This is a genomic window from Synechococcus sp. R60.1, from assembly GCF_047461835.1.
Taxonomy (GTDB): Bacteria; Cyanobacteriota; Cyanobacteriia; order Thermostichales; family Thermostichaceae; genus Thermostichus.
In genome coordinates, this window is the sequence record NZ_JANSIA010000006.1 from 1 (window position 1) to 14,984 (window position 14,984).

A 14,984-nucleotide genomic window follows, 5' to 3' on the forward strand; every position below is an offset into this window, starting at 1 on the left:
GCAACGGTTGCCGGGAAGTGAAGGGGGAAAGCGCTCGGGGGGTATTCCTCAGGGCTTTGCGGGATACCGCCTTCCTGTTTGGACTCCGTCCCGCTGACGCGAACAGAGATAGGCAGGATGCGATCGCTTCTTTCCTGAACCATGTTCAGGAGAGTTCAGCGTGAATGTATCAGTACTGGCCAACCAGAGCGGGCTGAGAAGTCTGGCTTTGTTTGGTCTCAAACAACCCGAGCTGGCCGTACAGCAGGCGCTGCAGGCGGGATTGGCGCTTGGACAGTCGGTGGCGGAGTTGAACAGGTGTTTGCGGCAACTCTCCTACCCGCAGGTCAAGCTTGCCATCGGGATCCACTACGGCCCAGTCCTTTTGCTGCCCCTCGATCCCCAAGATCCGCAGCGGTTGTCCGCCTTCGGGAAGTCGGTTCAGTTTGCCACCTGGCTGGAGTCGGTTGAGGATGTTTCGCAAGGGGGGGAACAGTCTGAGGAACAGAGCTTTCGGTTGCTCATCTCGGCAGCCGTGTATCGAGCCGTGGAAGGGCAACTCCTGCAGGTGGAGCCTCTTTCGGTGAAACCTTTTCCCAACGCCAAACCCATCCGAGTTTACAGGGTGCACCCTGACCAAGTTAGCTTGCCGACTGGCGAGGAGCAAGCTCCAGAAGCAACCAAGCCTGAACCGCTTGGATGGCTGGAAGCGCTCCGGGAATGGCTACAGGCTTGGTCTCGTTTTTGAGGGATCCCTTCAGGCAAAAACGCCATCCCTTTGCTGAACTTGGGCCTGCAAATAGGGGATCCCCACCCGATGGCAGTAATCTCCAAAGCTCTCGCCAGGACGGCGCTCCTGCTTGTAGACCTGCAGGAGAACTCTCATCAGCGGCACGATCTGGCTGATGTGTACCCGATCCTGAAACACTTGCGCCAGGCGATCCCCCTGCGGGCTGGCTCCCAGCCAAATCTGGTAGTAGCCATCGGGGGCGGATCCCACCAATCCCAGTTCCGCCAAGTAGGGTCGGGCACAGCCGTTGGGGCAGCCGGTCATGCGCACCAAAAAGGGCGAATCCTGCAGATCCAGCTCCTGCAACAGCCGATCCAACTGGCGAACCAGCCCCGGCAAAGCCCGCTCCGACTCAGTAATGGCCAAGCCGCAAGTGGGCAGGGCAGGGCAGGCCATCGACAGCCGCACCAGTTGAGGGATCTCTTCTTTGGAGAGCACCCCGTGGGACTTGAGGATCTGGTTGATGGCCTCCCGCTGGCCATCCTCGATGTCAATAAAGATCACGTCCTGAGTGGGGGTCAGCCGCATGTCCAGAGAAAACGCCTCCACAATCCGGCGCAGCGCCGTTTTGAGCTGCCGCTCTGGGGTGTCCTGGATACGGCCATTTTCGATGGAAATGCCCAAAAACCAACGGCCATCCCCCTGCTCGTGCCAGCCCAGGTAGTCGTCGCTGTTGGGGACAAACTTGGGCATGCGCCGGAAGGGCAACAACTTCTCCCCCAGGTACTGCTCGACCACACGGCGAAACTTGCGGATCCCCCAGTCTCTCACCAAGTATTTCAACCGCGCCTGCTTGCGGTCGTGCCGGTTGCCGTAGTCCCGCTGTACCGCCAAAACCGCTTGGCAAACCCGATACACCGCCTCCGGAGGGGCAAAGCAGAGCTTTTGGGCCAAAAGGGGCTGGGTTTCTTCCTTGCCGTGAGTGCGTCCCATCCCGCCACCTACCACGATGTTGAAGCCCTTGAGGTTGCCCTTGCGGTCGGTGAGCACAATCAAGCCCAGGTCCTGGGAGTACACATCTACCGTGTTTTCCCCAGCTACGGTGATGGCTGTCTTGAACTTGCGGGGCAAATAGACGGGGCCATACAGAGGTTCTGGCCCCTCCAGGCGCACCCCGTTGCCCACAAACTGCTCTGCTTCCCGCACTTCCTCATCCACCGGTGGGATGGGAACCGGCTCCCCATCCACCCAGATCTCGTAGTAGGCAGAGGTCTTCGGAGCCAACAGATCCGCCAGCTTGCGGGCATACTCTTGGGCATAGCGATAGGCAGGGCGATTTTTGTAGGGGGCCACCGGTGCCATCACGTTGCGGTTGACATCGCCGCAGGCGGCCAGGGTGGATCCCATCTGTTTGAGAATGCTGGCTATGGTGGCCTTGAGGTTTTTCTTGAGGATCCCGTGCAACTGAAAGGTTTGCCGCGTTGTGGCTCGCAGGGTGCCATTGCCGTACTCATCGGCCAGCCGATCCAAGGTCAAATAAAGCTGCGGGGGCACGTGTCCCCCGGGGATGCGGGTGCGCAACATCATCGAATAGGCCCGCTCCAGCCCCTCCTGCTTTCGCTGCTGCCGCCGATCCCGGTCGTCCTGCTGGTAAGCCCCGTGAAACTTCAGCACCTGCACCGCTGCTTCGCTGAAGTGGGTGGTGTCTTGGGCCAGCTCCTGCTGAAGGGGATCCCGTAGAAAGTGGCTGTCTGCCTTGATCTGCTCCACCTTGGAACGCTTGGCCTCGGATGGGATCATGGGGGGCATTGATAATCTCCAGTAAACCGGTCGGAATACTTGTGAATAACAGGCTATCACCTCCTTTGAAGAGCGTCCAGTTGGAAAAGTCAGCCTCTTATCCGGGTTTTGTCCCAAACCCGCAAAGCTTGTCATTTGAGTCAGCTGGAGATGTCGGCGCTGCTAGCTGGCCAGGGCTAGGCGGGCACCGTACTCCTGCACCGACCACAGTTGCCAGGCACAATTCCCCTGCAGCTCCAAGACCAAGTCGTGGTAGGCCAGGAGGGTGGGGCGATGCCCAACGCTGATGTAGGTGGTGTTCAGGTGTTGCAGCTGCAGGTAGAGCAGTTTTTCGTTGGCCACATCCAGGGCGCTGGTGGCCTCGTCCAAAATGGCGTAGCGGGGCTGGGTGATCAAAATGCGGGCAAAGGCAAGACGCTGCTGTTCCCCTAGGGAGAGAGTGCTGGCCCAGTCTTTCTCCACATCAAAGCCGCCCACCCGCTCCGGCAAGTCTCCCAGGTTCACCTGGGCCAAGACTCGGATGAGATCTTCATCGGTGAGGTCTCGGCGGCGTTTGGGATAGAGCAGTTGATCCCGCAGGGATCCCAGCAGCATATAGGGTTTCTGGGGCAAAAAGAGCATCTCCTGAGTATCTGGGCGGGCGATGGATCCCTGGCCGTTGGTCCATAGGCCGGCAATGGCCCGCAGCAGAGAGCTTTTGCCGCTGCCGCTAACACCGACAATCAGCAGCCGTTGGTCGGCTTCCAAGGCGAAGGAGAGATCCCGAACCAGGGTTCGTTCTGAATTGGGGGTGAGCAAAGTGACGTGGTTTAGCGCCAATTGCTGGGCAATGCGAGTTTGAATGTTGCTTTCCCGAGCGCTGGTGTGGCGCAGTGCCGGATCTTCCAGAGACTCGTGAAAGGAGCCTAAGCGGTTGATCCCGGCGGCAAAACTGGAAATGCTTTGAATCTGGTTGGCCACAATGGAGAGGGCGCTCAACACCTGGCTGAAGGCAATGGTGGCTTGGGTAATGGTGCCGAAATCTCGCACGCCGCTGAAATAAAGGGGGGCGACGATGACATAGGGCACAATGCGGGTGAAATAGTTGTAGGCGTATTGGAAAATATCGATGATGGCCTGCCAGATGATCAGCAAATTAAAATTGCGCAAGGCCGCACCAAAGCGATGCAAAATTTGCCTGAGTTCTTGATCCTCTCCCTGGTAGAAGGCAATGGACTCGGCATTATCCCGCACGTGCACTAAGCTGTAGCGAAAATCGGCTTCGTAGCGCAGTTGATCGAAGTTAATTTTAATCAGCTTGCGACCGGCCAAAATGGCGATGGCAGTACCAATGGTGGCATAGACCACCAGACCCAACGCCAACGGACGAGAAATGCCGTAGAGGATGCCGGTGAAGGCGTAGAGGGTGAGAATCGAGTCAAGGATGTCCAACAGGAAGGAAAGGGTGGTGCCGGTAAAGGAGCGGACATCCTCTGATATACGCTGGTCGGGGTTGTCGATTTCGGTGTTGGCGGCGTTGGAATCCAGCTCGTAGTAAGCCCGCTGATCGAAGTAGCGATCCAGAAAATGATCGGTCAGCCATTCTCGCCAAAACAGCCCTAGCTTGAGGCGAGTGTAGCGGTAGATCACCAAAATGGGAATAGCTGAGATAATCAGCACTCCATAAATAATCAAAAATTGCCAGAAAGTGGGCTCTTCTTTTTGCTGCAGAGCTGTGTCGATAAACCGAAAGATAAAGCTGATCATCACGTTCAGCCGGTTGACCGTCAGCGACAGAAACAGCAAAAAGGTGAGCAGCACCCACTGCAACCAGCGCTGGCGAAGCTGCCGCCACACTGCCCCAAAACAAAGGCTGCTCAAAGCCAAGCTGACCGAGGCTACCCACAGCACCGGCGAGGACAAGTTTCTCTCCGTTTGGGCCACCAATCCGGCTGCCACATTGGTGAAAAACTCCGGGAACAGGGCTTGACCGACCAAAGTTACCCCAATCTCCACAAAGAACATCAGGGCAACCACAAACACCATGGCCGCTGCCAGCAAGCCCAAAAAGATCCAGCCCCCATAGCGCACTCTGGGGTAAAAGTAGGGCTGGGCCACGGTGATAAACCGATCCCACAGTTTGCGGTCGAAGTTAAATTGAGAGGCTTGGGATTCCATTTTTGCGGTCGGCGCAGAGAGCAAGATCGACATCTCCCAGGCTAGCAGGCCATGGGTGCCAATCTGTGTTCAACAGGAGCGGATTCATTAGGGGTGAAACGCGGATCCCCCTTGTCCCATCCAAACCGTCTTGGCTCTGGGTCTTGCTCACCCACACACCCCTTGCTTAAAGCCAGTGTCCCTTCAACCTTGCAACCGGTTTTGCCAAGCCGATTGGGCCGCCAGCCACACCGTCTGAACCGGCACGTGAAACTCCTGGGCGCGGGCCACACAGTCGCGAAACTCCGGCTGAGCGTTGACGATGCGGCCATGGTGGCGGGCCACTTTGATGTCGACCAAGCCGTAAGGGGTTTCCACCCGCTCGATAACCCGCTCCAGTAGGGTGCGCTGCTGTTGGAAGTGGCGAATGCCCAGGGTGGTGGTCTCCCGGAAGATGAGATCTTGACACTCCGGCACCCGATCCGGCGGACAGATGACGGTAAGCAGGATCCCCGGCCGCCCCTGTTTCATGGTGATCGGCTGGGTAAACACGTCCCAGGCCCCGAGGGCCAACAACTGCTCGCAGGTGTAGGCAACCACTTGGGGGTTGAGATCGTCAATTTGGGTCTGCAACACCGATACCGTTTCCGTTAGCTCTCCCCCATCGGCTTCCCCGATCCAGAGACGAAACACGTTGGGAATGGGCAGCTCTTGGGCACCGGCCCCACGCCCCACTTTTTCCACCCGCATCGGCGGACAGGGGCCAAACTCTTCCGCCAACGCCACAGCCAAGGCTGCTCCTGTGGGGGTCACCAGCTCGGCTTCCACCCCGTTGCTGAACACCGGCACGCGGCCCATTTCCCACAACTCGATCACCGCCGGCACCGGCACGGCCAATTTGCCATGCTCTGTGCTCACCCAGCCGCCCCCAACAGGATGGGGGGATGACAACACCCGCTCCACCTGCAGCCAATCCAGGCCGATGCAAGTGCCGACAATATCCACCAAAGCATCCACTGCCCCCACTTCGTGAAAGTGCACTTTTTCCACGGGCACTTGATGGACTTTTGCTTCTGCCTGCGCCAACTTTTCAAACACCGCCAGGCTGCGGGTCTTGATGGCTGGGGAAAGCTGGGATCCCGCGATCAAAGCCTGAATCTCTGCCCAATGCCGAGCAGGGGATCCCCCACTCTGGGATCCCAGCACCTCCACCACAGCTTGCAGAGCAGGCTGCCCACACCGCTGCACCCGGCTCACCTGCAGGCTATATTCCCCCTCGATGCCCAACGCCTGGAGCTGACGGTTGAGGTACTCCAAAGGCACCCCGCAATCCAGCAGGGCTCCTAGACACATATCGCCGGCAATGCCCGCCGCACAGTCGAAGTAGGCTATTTTCATGCTGGAGAACTGGGGGTAGCCGCTGCCGCCAGAATGGACTTGGATCCCTCTTGATTGTAGGCAGCAACCGGCCTGGAAAAGGCGATGGGAGAAGAATCAAGCTTCTCCAGAGTCGGAAGATTCAGAAGATCGGGCAGCAGATTCACGCCACTGTTGGATGATGTTGCCCAAATTGCGCCGGAATTCTCCAATTCCCAGCAGGGATCCCGGCTCGGGATCCCAGGAAGCTGAGAACACACCGTAGCTAATGCCCAAAAAACCAAGGCCAAACAAAGTTAGCGACTCCGCCAAGGTGAAGTAAGGGGGCAGAGCGACCACGTGGTTGGTCAAGAGATAGTAATTCACAAAAAAGCTGCTCAGGCCCAGCCCAGAAGGGATCCCAGAAAACACCAGAATCCGCCGCACCATCCGCCGGCTGACCTCAGGGGGAATCACGGCAACAGGCTCCTTCTTGGCCGGCTTCTTCTCCACCTCAACAGAGGCGGAGGGGGAGCGACGGCGAAAGGTTTTGGACTGGCGGCTGGATTTGCCCACGAAGACAGATCTCCGATAGCGTTTTGGATGGGCTGCCTACTTTTTCACCCGGATGTTCAGCCGTTCGGCCAGCTCCCGGAAGCGGTCAGGAGAATGCTTGGCGATGTAGTTGAGCAAACGCTTGCGACGACCGATCATCATCAGCAGGCCGCGGCGGGAGTTGAAATCCTTCGGGTTTCTCTGAAGGTGCTGAGAGAGCTGGTTGATGCGACTGGTGAGCAGAGCCACCTGAACCTCGGCAGAACCGGTGTCGGTGTCGTGCAGTCGATAGCTCTCAATGATCTGCTGCTTCTCTTGTTGCAATAAGGCCATAAGATCAAGGGACTGGATGCACTGCTTCAAGATAATAACATCGGCTTTTCCTCCCTCGCTATGGCCGAGGAGGGTTATGGAGAGAATGGGATATGACAACAACCTCTGGGGATCCTCCGGCACTGCCCGCTTTGCTGGAGCTGTTGAACTCACAAGACTTGGGAAATCGGCTGCGCGCTGTCAACAAAGCCAGAGAACTGCCTGGGCCAGAAGCCCTGACATTGCTGCAGCGAGCGATTCACGACGAGAATGCCCGCGTCCGTTATGCTGCCATCAGCCAGATGGGCACCCTGTCTGGCGTCGATCCGAACCTACTGTTGCCCATTTTGCAGCGCTCTTTGCGAGAGGATCCGGAGTTCGATGTGCGGGCTGCTGCCGCCGCTGCCCTGGGGGATCTCAAGCAGCCACAGGCCCTGGCCGATCTTCTGGAAGCTTATCGGCGAGAAACGGAGTGGCTGGTACGGTTTAGCATCATCGCTGCCCTGGGAGAGCTGGGGAACCCTGCCGCCTTCGACACTCTGGTGGAAGCTTTGCAGGACAAGAGCGAGCTGATCACCACAGCCGCTGCCGCTGCCTTGGGCGATCTGGGGGATCCGCGGGCCATCCCCTACCTGGATCCCCTCATTGATTCCGACGACTGGCAACTGCGCTACCGCGTCTGCATTGCCCTGGCCAAGTTGGGAACAGAAGCCGCTCGCGCCGGACTGACCCGGCTGGCCCAGGATTCCCAAGAACAGGTGGCCGTACATGCCCGGGCTGCCTTGGGATCCCTGTAGTTCCCTAGCTCATGGCATTGATGATGTAGTCAAAGTAAGGGGCGGCTTCAGCGGCTGCCGCCGGCTCCAACAAGCTGAGGGCAGCTTCCTTCAAAAAGACAATCGCATCGATCATGCCGGCGATGGGTACATTGAGGGCATTGTACATTTCCCGCACCCCTATCAGGCCGATAGACTCAATCGGCTCTTTGCTGCCGGCAATAATGCCATAGGTCACCAGACGCAGATACCAGTCGTAATCTCGCAAACATTGGTTGTAGCGCTTGTCACCGTAGGCATTGCCACCGGGTTGCACGTACTCGGGCCGCTTGGCGAATAGCTGCTTCTGGGCCTGGTCAATGATGCGCTTTTTGTTTTCTGCTAACACCTGAGCGATTTGCAAGCGCCTCTCGCCGGTGGTCATGTAATTCCTGATGGCTTCCAGTTCGCTAACTGAGAGGTAACGCAGCTGGTCATCCGCGGTCTCGATGATCTGGTTGATCACGCTCACGGTAGGGATTCTCCTGTTTTCTAACTTGCTTTCAATTCGGTTCATCAATTCGCAACCCATCCCCCCAGCCCAAGGTCGGCCCAAGAGATGAGCAGGTAGCTCGGCAAACCAGCGCCGCCGGCTGCTCCCAGTTTAGGATAGGGCAAACCTTCCCTCAAGCACTTTGGCGTGACTCCATCTCGAGACTGGCCCTAGATCCGGCCTCGCAGCCATTGGGCCATCTCATTGCGGCGTGGGGCAGCCTCCAGACACACCTCTTCGGTAATCCGCCCCTCTTGGTAAAGCCTAAACAGGGATTGATTCATGGTACACATGCCCTCATAGGAGCCGTCGGCGATCAGCTCCTCAATTTCATCCACCGCCCCCCGCTTGATGTAGTCCCGAATGGCATCGGTGTTGCGCATGATCTCGTGGGCCGCAGCTCGCTTGCCATCGGTGGTGCGCACCAGGGTTTGAGCGATGATCGCCACCAGGGTTTCTGCCAGTTGCAGGCGCATCGGCTCCTGTTCCTCCGGCTTGTAAATCCCCAGCAGACGCTCGATGGTGCGGACGGCGCTGTTGGTGTGCAGGGTTCCAAAGACCAAGTGGCCCGTCTGGCCGGCCTTCAGGGCAATATCCACCGTCTCTCGATCCCGCATCTCCCCAATCAGGATGATGTCCGGATCTTCCCGCAGAGAGGCTTTCAGGGCATTGGCAAATTCCAGGGTGTGGATCCCGACCTCCCGCTGCCGCACCATCGATTTCTTGCTCTGGTGGACGAACTCGATGGGATCCTCAATGGAAATGATGTGTTTGGGAAAGTTGGAATTGATGTAGTCCACCATCGCTGCCAAGGTTGTGGACTTACCGGATCCGGTGGGGCCGGTCACCAAAACCAAGCCTTTGTGCTCTTCGGCAATGCGCTTCAAGACTTCCGGCGCCCGCAACTGCTCCAGCGTCAAAATTTTCAACGGGATCAGACGCATCACCATAGCCGGGCCAAGCAGGGAAACAAAGCAGTTGACCCGACACCGCACCAAACCCTCGTACTGGATGGCAGTATCCAGTTCCAAACATTCCTCAAACTGGCGAATTTGGCTCTCCGGCAGGCTTTCCCGCAGCCAGCCATAGAACATCTCGGTGGTGGTGACCGGGTAGTTGGTCAAAAGCATTTGCCCCCGATCCCGAAAGCGAGGCACTTCCCCCACCCCCAAATGAATATCGGAGTAGCCTTTGTCATAGGCTTCCTGCACCAGTTGGCGCAGAGTCAGGCCCGCAGGAGTAGCCGGGGCCACCGGGATCCGACCGGCAGCCGTTGGGCGAGCTGGTGGCGCAAAAGGCGGAGCGGCAGGATTGGGGCTGGGCGGCGGCACTGGAGGCCGAGCAGCAGCCGGGGTGGGCGGGGGCATCTGAGGAGAAGCGGCAGAGCCCGGCACAGGCACCGGTACCTGAGGGGGAGCGACAGCCACACCAGGCGGAAGGGGCCGACCCAGAATGGGGTTGGGGGGATTTTTGGCATTGGCAGGCCGGGATCCCATCCCTTGGGAAGCTGAACCCAGCACCGGATCCAGTTGCGTTGGAGGCTCCACCGGGGGCACCGGAGCAGCCGGACGAGACGGACGCTGCATGACCGGCGGAGCCGGGGGCTGCCAATTGGAGTCCAAATCGGTGGGAAACTGGTTTTCGGGGCTGACCTCGCTCATGACGGGCCTCGCTTCTGGCAGGGTTTGCGTCGATCTTAGGCTAGCATTCCCCGCCTGAGCAGAGGCTTAACCCACTCACCGACAAAGCTCCGGGAAGCTCCCTAAAAATTGGACGGATGGCGAATGAGACTCAGAAACTCTTCGCGGGTACGGGGATCCTCCTGAAACACCCCCACCATCGAGCTGGTGACCGTCCAGGAGCCGGCCTTTTGTACCCCCCGCATCACCATGCACATGTGGGTAGCCTCGATAACCACCCCCACCCCATAGGGATCCAACACCTCCATCAAGGCTTCAGCAATTTGCCGTGTCAGGCGTTCCTGAACCTGCAGGCGACGGGAGTACATCTCGACAATACGGGCAATTTTGCTTAGGCCCACCACCTTTTGCTTGGGGATGTAGGCCACATGGGCTTTGCCGATAAAGGGCAGCAGATGGTGCTCGCACAGGCTAAACAGAGACACATCCCGCAACAGCACCATCTCGTCATGGCCCTCATCAAAGATGGCACTGTTCAGTAGCTCCTCCAAAGACTGCCGATACCCACTGGTCAAAAACTTCAAAGCCGCAACCACTCGTGCCGGGGTTTTTCGCAGCCCCTCCCGTTGGGGATCCTCCCCGATCCCCCGCAGCAGCGTCTCCACCGCCGCCACCATAGCCGGATCTGAGACATCCGAGCTACCCAATTCTTCTTCCGCAAAAGTGGCTCGATCTCGAATCACCCGAGACTTGAAATGGGCTTTGTCATCCATTCGAGATTGCGAGCCAGATCCGGGTTTCGCAAGGGTCATAGCAGGATATTCCTTGGTTAACGAAAGGCTAAGAGAACTCGGTGCATGCAACTCAGCTCAGGTGGCATCCAGTCAAAGGCTGCGATAGCCAAAACCCTCCCAAGTCACGGGCAACCCCAAACCAGCCAGGTCTAAAAGGCTCCCACCGCAGGCATGAAGGTGAGATCTTCCACCACCGCACCTGTGGGCAACCGAACAATATAGGTAATCAAATCGGCTACCCATTCCGGCGAGAGCATTTTGGAACGGTCGAAGTTGACCCCTACCGTGCCCGTATCCCAGAGGGACGTGTCCACGGCACCAGGGCACAGGCTGGTGACCCGAATGCCATGCTGTCGTTCCTCTTCGGCCAAAGCTTGAGAAAAGCCCATTAGGCCGAACTTGCTGGCACAGTAAGCTCCCCAGTTGGGAAAAGCTCGCTTGCCCGCAATCGAGATGACGTTGACAATCGTGCCGCAGCGCTGCCGGCGCATTCCGGGAAGTACGGCTTGGGCACACAGAAAAGCTGCCGTCAAGTTCAAGTCGATCACTCGCTGCCAATCCGACAAAGGTAAGGTGGCCAAAGGGCCAACGTGGGCCATGCCCGCATTATTGACCAAGACATCGCAGACGCCAAATCGATCCAGGAGAGCCTGCAACTGCTGGGGCAGAGCTGCTAAGTCGGCCAAGTCCATGGGAAAAACCGCTGCCTTACCCCCCTGGTCTTGGATTTGGGCCTGCACCGCCAGCAGATCAGGTTGGGAGCGGGCCACCAGAGCCACCGCTATCCCTTGTCGGGCTAGGGCTAGGGCTACCGCTCTGCCGATCCCTCGACTGGCCCCTGTAATCAGAGCACGTTCGGGAAACTTTGTCTCAAAACTCATTTACAACAAGCCTCTGGCGTGCGCCACACAAGCAAGCGCCACCCAACCTGAGAAACTTCCTTAACTAAGTGTAACACTGATTTTCCATCGCTTCCCTTGGAATCAGGGTAGGGCGCAGAGACCTCAGCCTGTCCTGCTCAAGATCCGTCTGCTGGCTGTTGAACCTCGATCCGGCTAGGTGGGGTCTGGGAGTATGGTAGTGTGGTAAAAATGGTGAAAATCTTTTGCAACAACAACCGTCATGGCTGAGTCTTTGTTTTCTCCAAGCCCCACTGCCGCGCGGGAGGATCCCTCCTACATCCTTCAGCTTGAGGGCATCAGCAAGGGGTTTCCCGGCCAGCGGCAGTTGGTTTTGCGGGAAGTCGAGTTTCGCCTGCCCCAAGGAGACATCCTCAGCATTGTGGGCCCATCAGGTTGCGGGAAAACCACCTTATTGCGCACCATTGCCGGATTTGAGCAGCCGGATAGCGGGCGGATCCTGCTGGGGGGGCAGGTTGTGGCTGGGGAGGGGCAGTGGATCCCACCGGAGCGACGGGGAGTGGGGCTGGTGTTTCAGGATTTTGCCCTGTTTCCCCACTTGAACGTGTTGGCCAATGTGATGTTTGGCCTCCGACCCACTACCCCGTTTGCGTCGGCGGCAGGGGGTGGCAATCGCTCCTCCTCAACTGAGTTGCGAGCTGAGTTGCGAGGCGCTGCCCAACAGGCGCGGGAACGCGCTTACGAGGTGTTGCGGTTGGTGGGCCTGGAAGACTACACCCATCGTTATCCCCACGAGCTTTCGGGCGGGCAGCAGCAGCGGGTGGCTTTGGCGCGGGCTTTGGCCCCCAGGCCTAGCTTGATCCTGTTGGATGAGCCGCTGAGCAATTTGGATGTGCAGGTGCGCTACTACCTGCGGGAAGAAATCCGCAAAATCCTCAAGCAAACCCAGACCTCGGCCATTTTTGTCACCCACGACCAAGAGGAGGCTCTCTGCCTCTCCGACTGGGTGGCGGTGATGCGGGAAGGCCGTATTGAGCAATGGGGATCCCCGGAGGAGGTTTACCGGGAGCCGGCTACTCGCTTCGTGGCAGAGTTTATTACCCAGGCCAACTTTCTGCGCTGTGAGCGGCGGGAGTTGGGTTGGCAGGCTGAAGAGCTGCTGCACATCCCATTCCAGGCTTTGAGGGATCAGCCCGACCCCAGCTTGCGCTGCGCAGAGTTGATGGTTCGCCAGGAGGAGTTGCATTTGCATCCTGATCCTCAGGGCGGCATTGTCATTCGGGATCGACAGTTTTTGGGGCGAGAGTACCGCTATTGCCTGATCACAGCAGCCGGCAAAGAATTGCACGCCCTAGCCCGGGAAGCCCTGCCTGTGGGCGCGCGGGTTCACATTGCTGTTGGGCAAGGTCGGCTGTTCCCCCTCGCTGAGGGGTCCTCCGTGGCTGAAAAAGAGCCAAATCGCGCAAAAAGTAAAAGTGTTGCCTGAGTCGGGGTTCTTTTTCACACCTTTAGCAACCCATCTTCCCCGCGACACGAAAGCCTTCGCCCCAGATAGGGCTTAGACTGGCAAGACGGTGGTCCAGGCTGGTAGCTCCCTCTGGAGGGACAAACTGGGTAGGCTGTTGGTGGAGGATTCAGTGCCAAGCTATGCAGGGATCCCGCATCGTGGCAGGCACATCGGAGAACCGGATCGCCATGGCGGAGTTCCGGGTGGGCGTGGATGCGGTCATTTTCTCCATCGATACCGAGCAGAATCGCCTTCTGGTGCTGCTGGTGCGGCGGCGGGAGGATCCCTTCCGCGGTTGCTGGGCCCTGCCAGGAACACTGGTGCGGCGCTCAGAATCCCTAGAAGCAGCGGCCTACCGCATCTTGGCGGAGAAAATTCGTGTTAAAAACCTCTATCTGGAGCAGCTCTACACCTTCGGGGGGCCGGAGCGGGATCCCCGCGAGGCCGAGGATGGCTATGGAGTGCGCTACCTGTCGGTCAGCTACTTTGCCCTGGTGCGGTTCCAGGATGCTGAATTGCTGGCAGACGGAGTGGAGGGCATTGCCTGGTATCCCGCCGACCAAATTCCCTCTTTAGCCTTTGACCACGAAGAGATTTGCCGCTATGCCCGCCGTCGCCTCTGCGCCAAGTTGGAGTACAGCCCGATTGCCTTTGACATTTTGCCCGCCACCTTCACGCTAGGGGAGGTCTATCAGCTCTACGGCACCGTTTTGGGCGAGGGGTTCTCCGACTACTCCAATTTTCGCGCCCGCCTACTGAAACTGGGTATCTTGCAAGATACCGGCCAGAAAAGTTCCCAAGGAACGGGCAGACCGGCAACCCTCTACCGTTTTGATGCGGCTGCTTTCGAGAAAATCCGTCATAAGCCGATGGTGTTTGTCTGAAGGCCGTCTGAGGGATCCCGGCTCGCCAAGGCCAAGCTGGCCAGATCGGTTGGTATAGATTGGCTTTTATTCAAAGGGAGTTCCATTACATGACCACCTAGACAAAGGTTTATGCCTTGATCATGGTCATTTCAATCATGGTCATTTCAAGTTAGGCTGAGACACTTCCCAACTACTCCGCGTCGCTTCCACAACTATCCTCAACCCCTCTTCCAATGGAACAGTTTCATTCCTCGTTAAAATGACTACAGTCGTTTCAGGTTAGGGTGAGACGCCTAGGCTACTGAGAAAAGCTTTCTAGCCCTTTGCATTATTGCTCCGCAACGCTGACGCGACCAAGGTTTTAGGTGTGGGTGCAGTGTCCTAGTTTGAATCAAAGTGACCATATAGGACAGGAGCAGCCTGGTCATGACGCACTCAACTATCCCGGGAACCTTGCCAAGACAAATCTTTTGATGGATGCCGTAGAAGCCTGCTTCAGCACGGCTCAGATGCTTTCGGTGCCGTCCCCAAACTGCCTAGCGCTACGGTTGGCTGAGCGAAGGTCTCAGGCCGGGATCCCAAGGGACAGTTCCTTTGGCGAACGCTCCGTGTAGTAGCAATGGAACAGGCTGAGGTCACCAGCAGCCTGGGGGCTGTGCTAAGATCAGAGACCATGACAGGTGTTGTTTCAGGAGTTATCCAGGCATGTCTGCAGCAATAGATATCGCTGATGCCACCTTTGAGGCAGAGGTGCTGCGCAGCGATATTCCAGTTCTGGTTGATTTTTGGGCACCTTGGTGTGGCCCCTGTCGGATGGTGGCTCCTGTGGTTCAGGAGATAGCTGAGCAGTATGTCGGCAAAGTTAAGGTTGTAAAAATCAACACCGACGAGAACCCTCAAACTGCCAGCCAGTACGGCATTCGCAGCATTCCCACCCTGATGTTGTTCAAGGGCGGCCAGAAAGTGGATGTGGTGGTTGGCGCCGTACCCAAGGCAACTCTAACCACGATTTTGGAAAAGCACTTCGACACACCTGCCGAAGCCTGAGGGCTATGCCTTGGGTGTTTCAGAATGTAACTTTTGGGTTCTGGATTAGAACCCGGCTGCCGTTTTGTGCCGAGAACTGATTAAAGTAATTCCA

Annotated in this window: 14 protein-coding genes; 5 read left to right on the forward strand and 9 right to left on the reverse strand. The window is 57.8% G+C overall.

The genetic code is table 11. The annotated features are described in order from the left end of the window. Positions 1-160 precede the first annotated feature (160 nt). A complete protein-coding gene (locus tag NW834_RS01850; RefSeq protein WP_414419847.1) occupies positions 161-727 on the forward strand; it encodes an adenylate/guanylate cyclase domain-containing protein in 567 nt (188 codons plus the stop codon). Between the two features lie 9 nt (positions 728-736). Here the strand turns inward: NW834_RS01850 and NW834_RS01855 are convergent, their stop codons facing one another. The 5 genes from NW834_RS01855 to rpsO all read right to left on the reverse strand — a co-directional run bounded on the left by NW834_RS01855 (position 737) and on the right by rpsO (position 6,889). Next, positions 737-2,518, reverse strand: coding sequence for an NADPH-dependent assimilatory sulfite reductase hemoprotein subunit (locus NW834_RS01855; protein WP_414419848.1), 1,782 nt, complete (start codon positions 2,516-2,518; stop codon positions 737-739). A gap of 153 nt (positions 2,519-2,671) precedes the next feature. Further along, positions 2,672-4,699: an ABC transporter ATP-binding protein/permease gene (locus NW834_RS01860; protein WP_414419849.1), complete on the reverse strand. Its 2,028-nt coding sequence runs from the start codon at positions 4,697-4,699 to the stop codon at positions 2,672-2,674. A 150-nt stretch (positions 4,700-4,849) separates the two neighbouring features. Next, on the reverse strand, positions 4,850-6,043 hold the full coding sequence (gene larC, locus NW834_RS01865; RefSeq protein WP_414351797.1) for a nickel pincer cofactor biosynthesis protein LarC: 1,194 nt from the start codon (positions 6,041-6,043) through the stop codon (positions 4,850-4,852). A 96-nt stretch (positions 6,044-6,139) separates the two neighbouring features. Further along, positions 6,140-6,577: a photosystem II biosynthesis protein gene (locus tag NW834_RS01870; protein WP_414351795.1), complete on the reverse strand. Its 438-nt coding sequence runs from the start codon at positions 6,575-6,577 to the stop codon at positions 6,140-6,142. A gap of 36 nt (positions 6,578-6,613) precedes the next feature. Beyond that, positions 6,614-6,889, reverse strand: a complete 276-nt coding sequence (gene rpsO / locus NW834_RS01875; protein WP_011431855.1) for a 30S ribosomal protein S15 — start codon at positions 6,887-6,889, stop codon at positions 6,614-6,616. A 92-nt stretch (positions 6,890-6,981) separates the two neighbouring features. Between rpsO and NW834_RS01880 the strand changes: the two genes are divergently transcribed. Next, positions 6,982-7,665: a HEAT repeat domain-containing protein gene (locus tag NW834_RS01880; RefSeq protein WP_414329553.1), complete on the forward strand. Its 684-nt coding sequence runs from the start codon at positions 6,982-6,984 to the stop codon at positions 7,663-7,665. 4 nt (positions 7,666-7,669) lie between these two features. Here the strand turns inward: NW834_RS01880 and apcD are convergent, their stop codons facing one another. From apcD to NW834_RS01900, 4 genes are all read right to left on the reverse strand, one after another. Beyond that, positions 7,670-8,155 carry an allophycocyanin subunit alpha-B gene (apcD, locus tag NW834_RS01885; RefSeq protein ID WP_011431857.1) on the reverse strand — a complete coding sequence of 162 codons (486 nt, stop codon included), beginning with the start codon at positions 8,153-8,155 and terminating at the stop codon, positions 7,670-7,672. Positions 8,156-8,346: 191 nt separating this feature from the next. Continuing rightward, positions 8,347-9,672, reverse strand: a complete 1,326-nt coding sequence (locus NW834_RS01890) for a type IV pilus twitching motility protein PilT (RefSeq protein WP_414399740.1) — start codon at positions 9,670-9,672, stop codon at positions 8,347-8,349. A 266-nt stretch (positions 9,673-9,938) separates the two neighbouring features. After that, the gene (gene folE, locus NW834_RS01895) at positions 9,939-10,628 is read right to left on the reverse strand and encodes a GTP cyclohydrolase I FolE (protein WP_414419850.1); all 690 of its coding nucleotides are present in this window, start codon (positions 10,626-10,628) and stop codon (positions 9,939-9,941) included. A gap of 131 nt (positions 10,629-10,759) precedes the next feature. Further along, positions 10,760-11,491, reverse strand: coding sequence for an SDR family oxidoreductase (locus tag NW834_RS01900; RefSeq protein ID WP_414341872.1), 732 nt, complete (start codon positions 11,489-11,491; stop codon positions 10,760-10,762). Positions 11,492-11,732: 241 nt separating this feature from the next. On the opposite strand from NW834_RS01900, the gene NW834_RS01905 reads away from it, so the two are divergent. The 3 genes from NW834_RS01905 (at position 11,733) to trxA (ending at position 14,890) form a co-directional block, all read left to right on the forward strand. Then, a complete protein-coding gene (locus NW834_RS01905; RefSeq protein WP_414351793.1) occupies positions 11,733-12,956 on the forward strand; it encodes an ABC transporter ATP-binding protein in 1,224 nt (407 codons plus the stop codon). A gap of 209 nt (positions 12,957-13,165) precedes the next feature. Beyond that, a complete protein-coding gene (locus NW834_RS01910; RefSeq protein WP_414380699.1) occupies positions 13,166-13,861 on the forward strand; it encodes an NUDIX hydrolase in 696 nt (231 codons plus the stop codon). A 687-nt stretch (positions 13,862-14,548) separates the two neighbouring features. Beyond that, positions 14,549-14,890, forward strand: coding sequence for a thioredoxin (trxA, locus tag NW834_RS01915; RefSeq protein ID WP_011431863.1), 342 nt, complete (start codon positions 14,549-14,551; stop codon positions 14,888-14,890). Positions 14,891-14,984: the final 94 nt, after the last annotated feature.

What these genes read in the sequence shown, in the direction of transcription:
- folE (WP_414419850.1), bottom strand. Translation starts at nt 10,628, where the DNA reads ATGACCCTTGCGAAACCCGGATCTGGCTCGCAATCTCGAATGGATGAC.
- NW834_RS01905 (WP_414351793.1), top strand. Translation starts at nt 11,733, where the DNA reads ATGGCTGAGTCTTTGTTTTCTCCAAGCCCCACTGCCGCGCGGGAGGAT.
- rpsO (WP_011431855.1), bottom strand. Translation starts at nt 6,889, where the DNA reads ATGGCCTTATTGCAACAAGAGAAGCAGCAGATCATTGAGAGCTATCGA.
- NW834_RS01860 (WP_414419849.1), bottom strand. Translation starts at nt 4,699, where the DNA reads ATGTCGATCTTGCTCTCTGCGCCGACCGCAAAAATGGAATCCCAAGCC.
- trxA (WP_011431863.1), top strand. Translation starts at nt 14,549, where the DNA reads ATGTCTGCAGCAATAGATATCGCTGATGCCACCTTTGAGGCAGAGGTG.
- NW834_RS01910 (WP_414380699.1), top strand. Translation starts at nt 13,166, where the DNA reads ATGGCGGAGTTCCGGGTGGGCGTGGATGCGGTCATTTTCTCCATCGAT.
- NW834_RS01900 (WP_414341872.1), bottom strand. Translation starts at nt 11,491, where the DNA reads ATGAGTTTTGAGACAAAGTTTCCCGAACGTGCTCTGATTACAGGGGCC.
- NW834_RS01890 (WP_414399740.1), bottom strand. Translation starts at nt 9,672, where the DNA reads ATGGGATCCCGGCCTGCCAATGCCAAAAATCCCCCCAACCCCATTCTG.
- NW834_RS01855 (WP_414419848.1), bottom strand. Translation starts at nt 2,518, where the DNA reads ATGCCCCCCATGATCCCATCCGAGGCCAAGCGTTCCAAGGTGGAGCAG.
- NW834_RS01880 (WP_414329553.1), top strand. Translation starts at nt 6,982, where the DNA reads ATGACAACAACCTCTGGGGATCCTCCGGCACTGCCCGCTTTGCTGGAG.
- larC (WP_414351797.1), bottom strand. Translation starts at nt 6,043, where the DNA reads ATGAAAATAGCCTACTTCGACTGTGCGGCGGGCATTGCCGGCGATATG.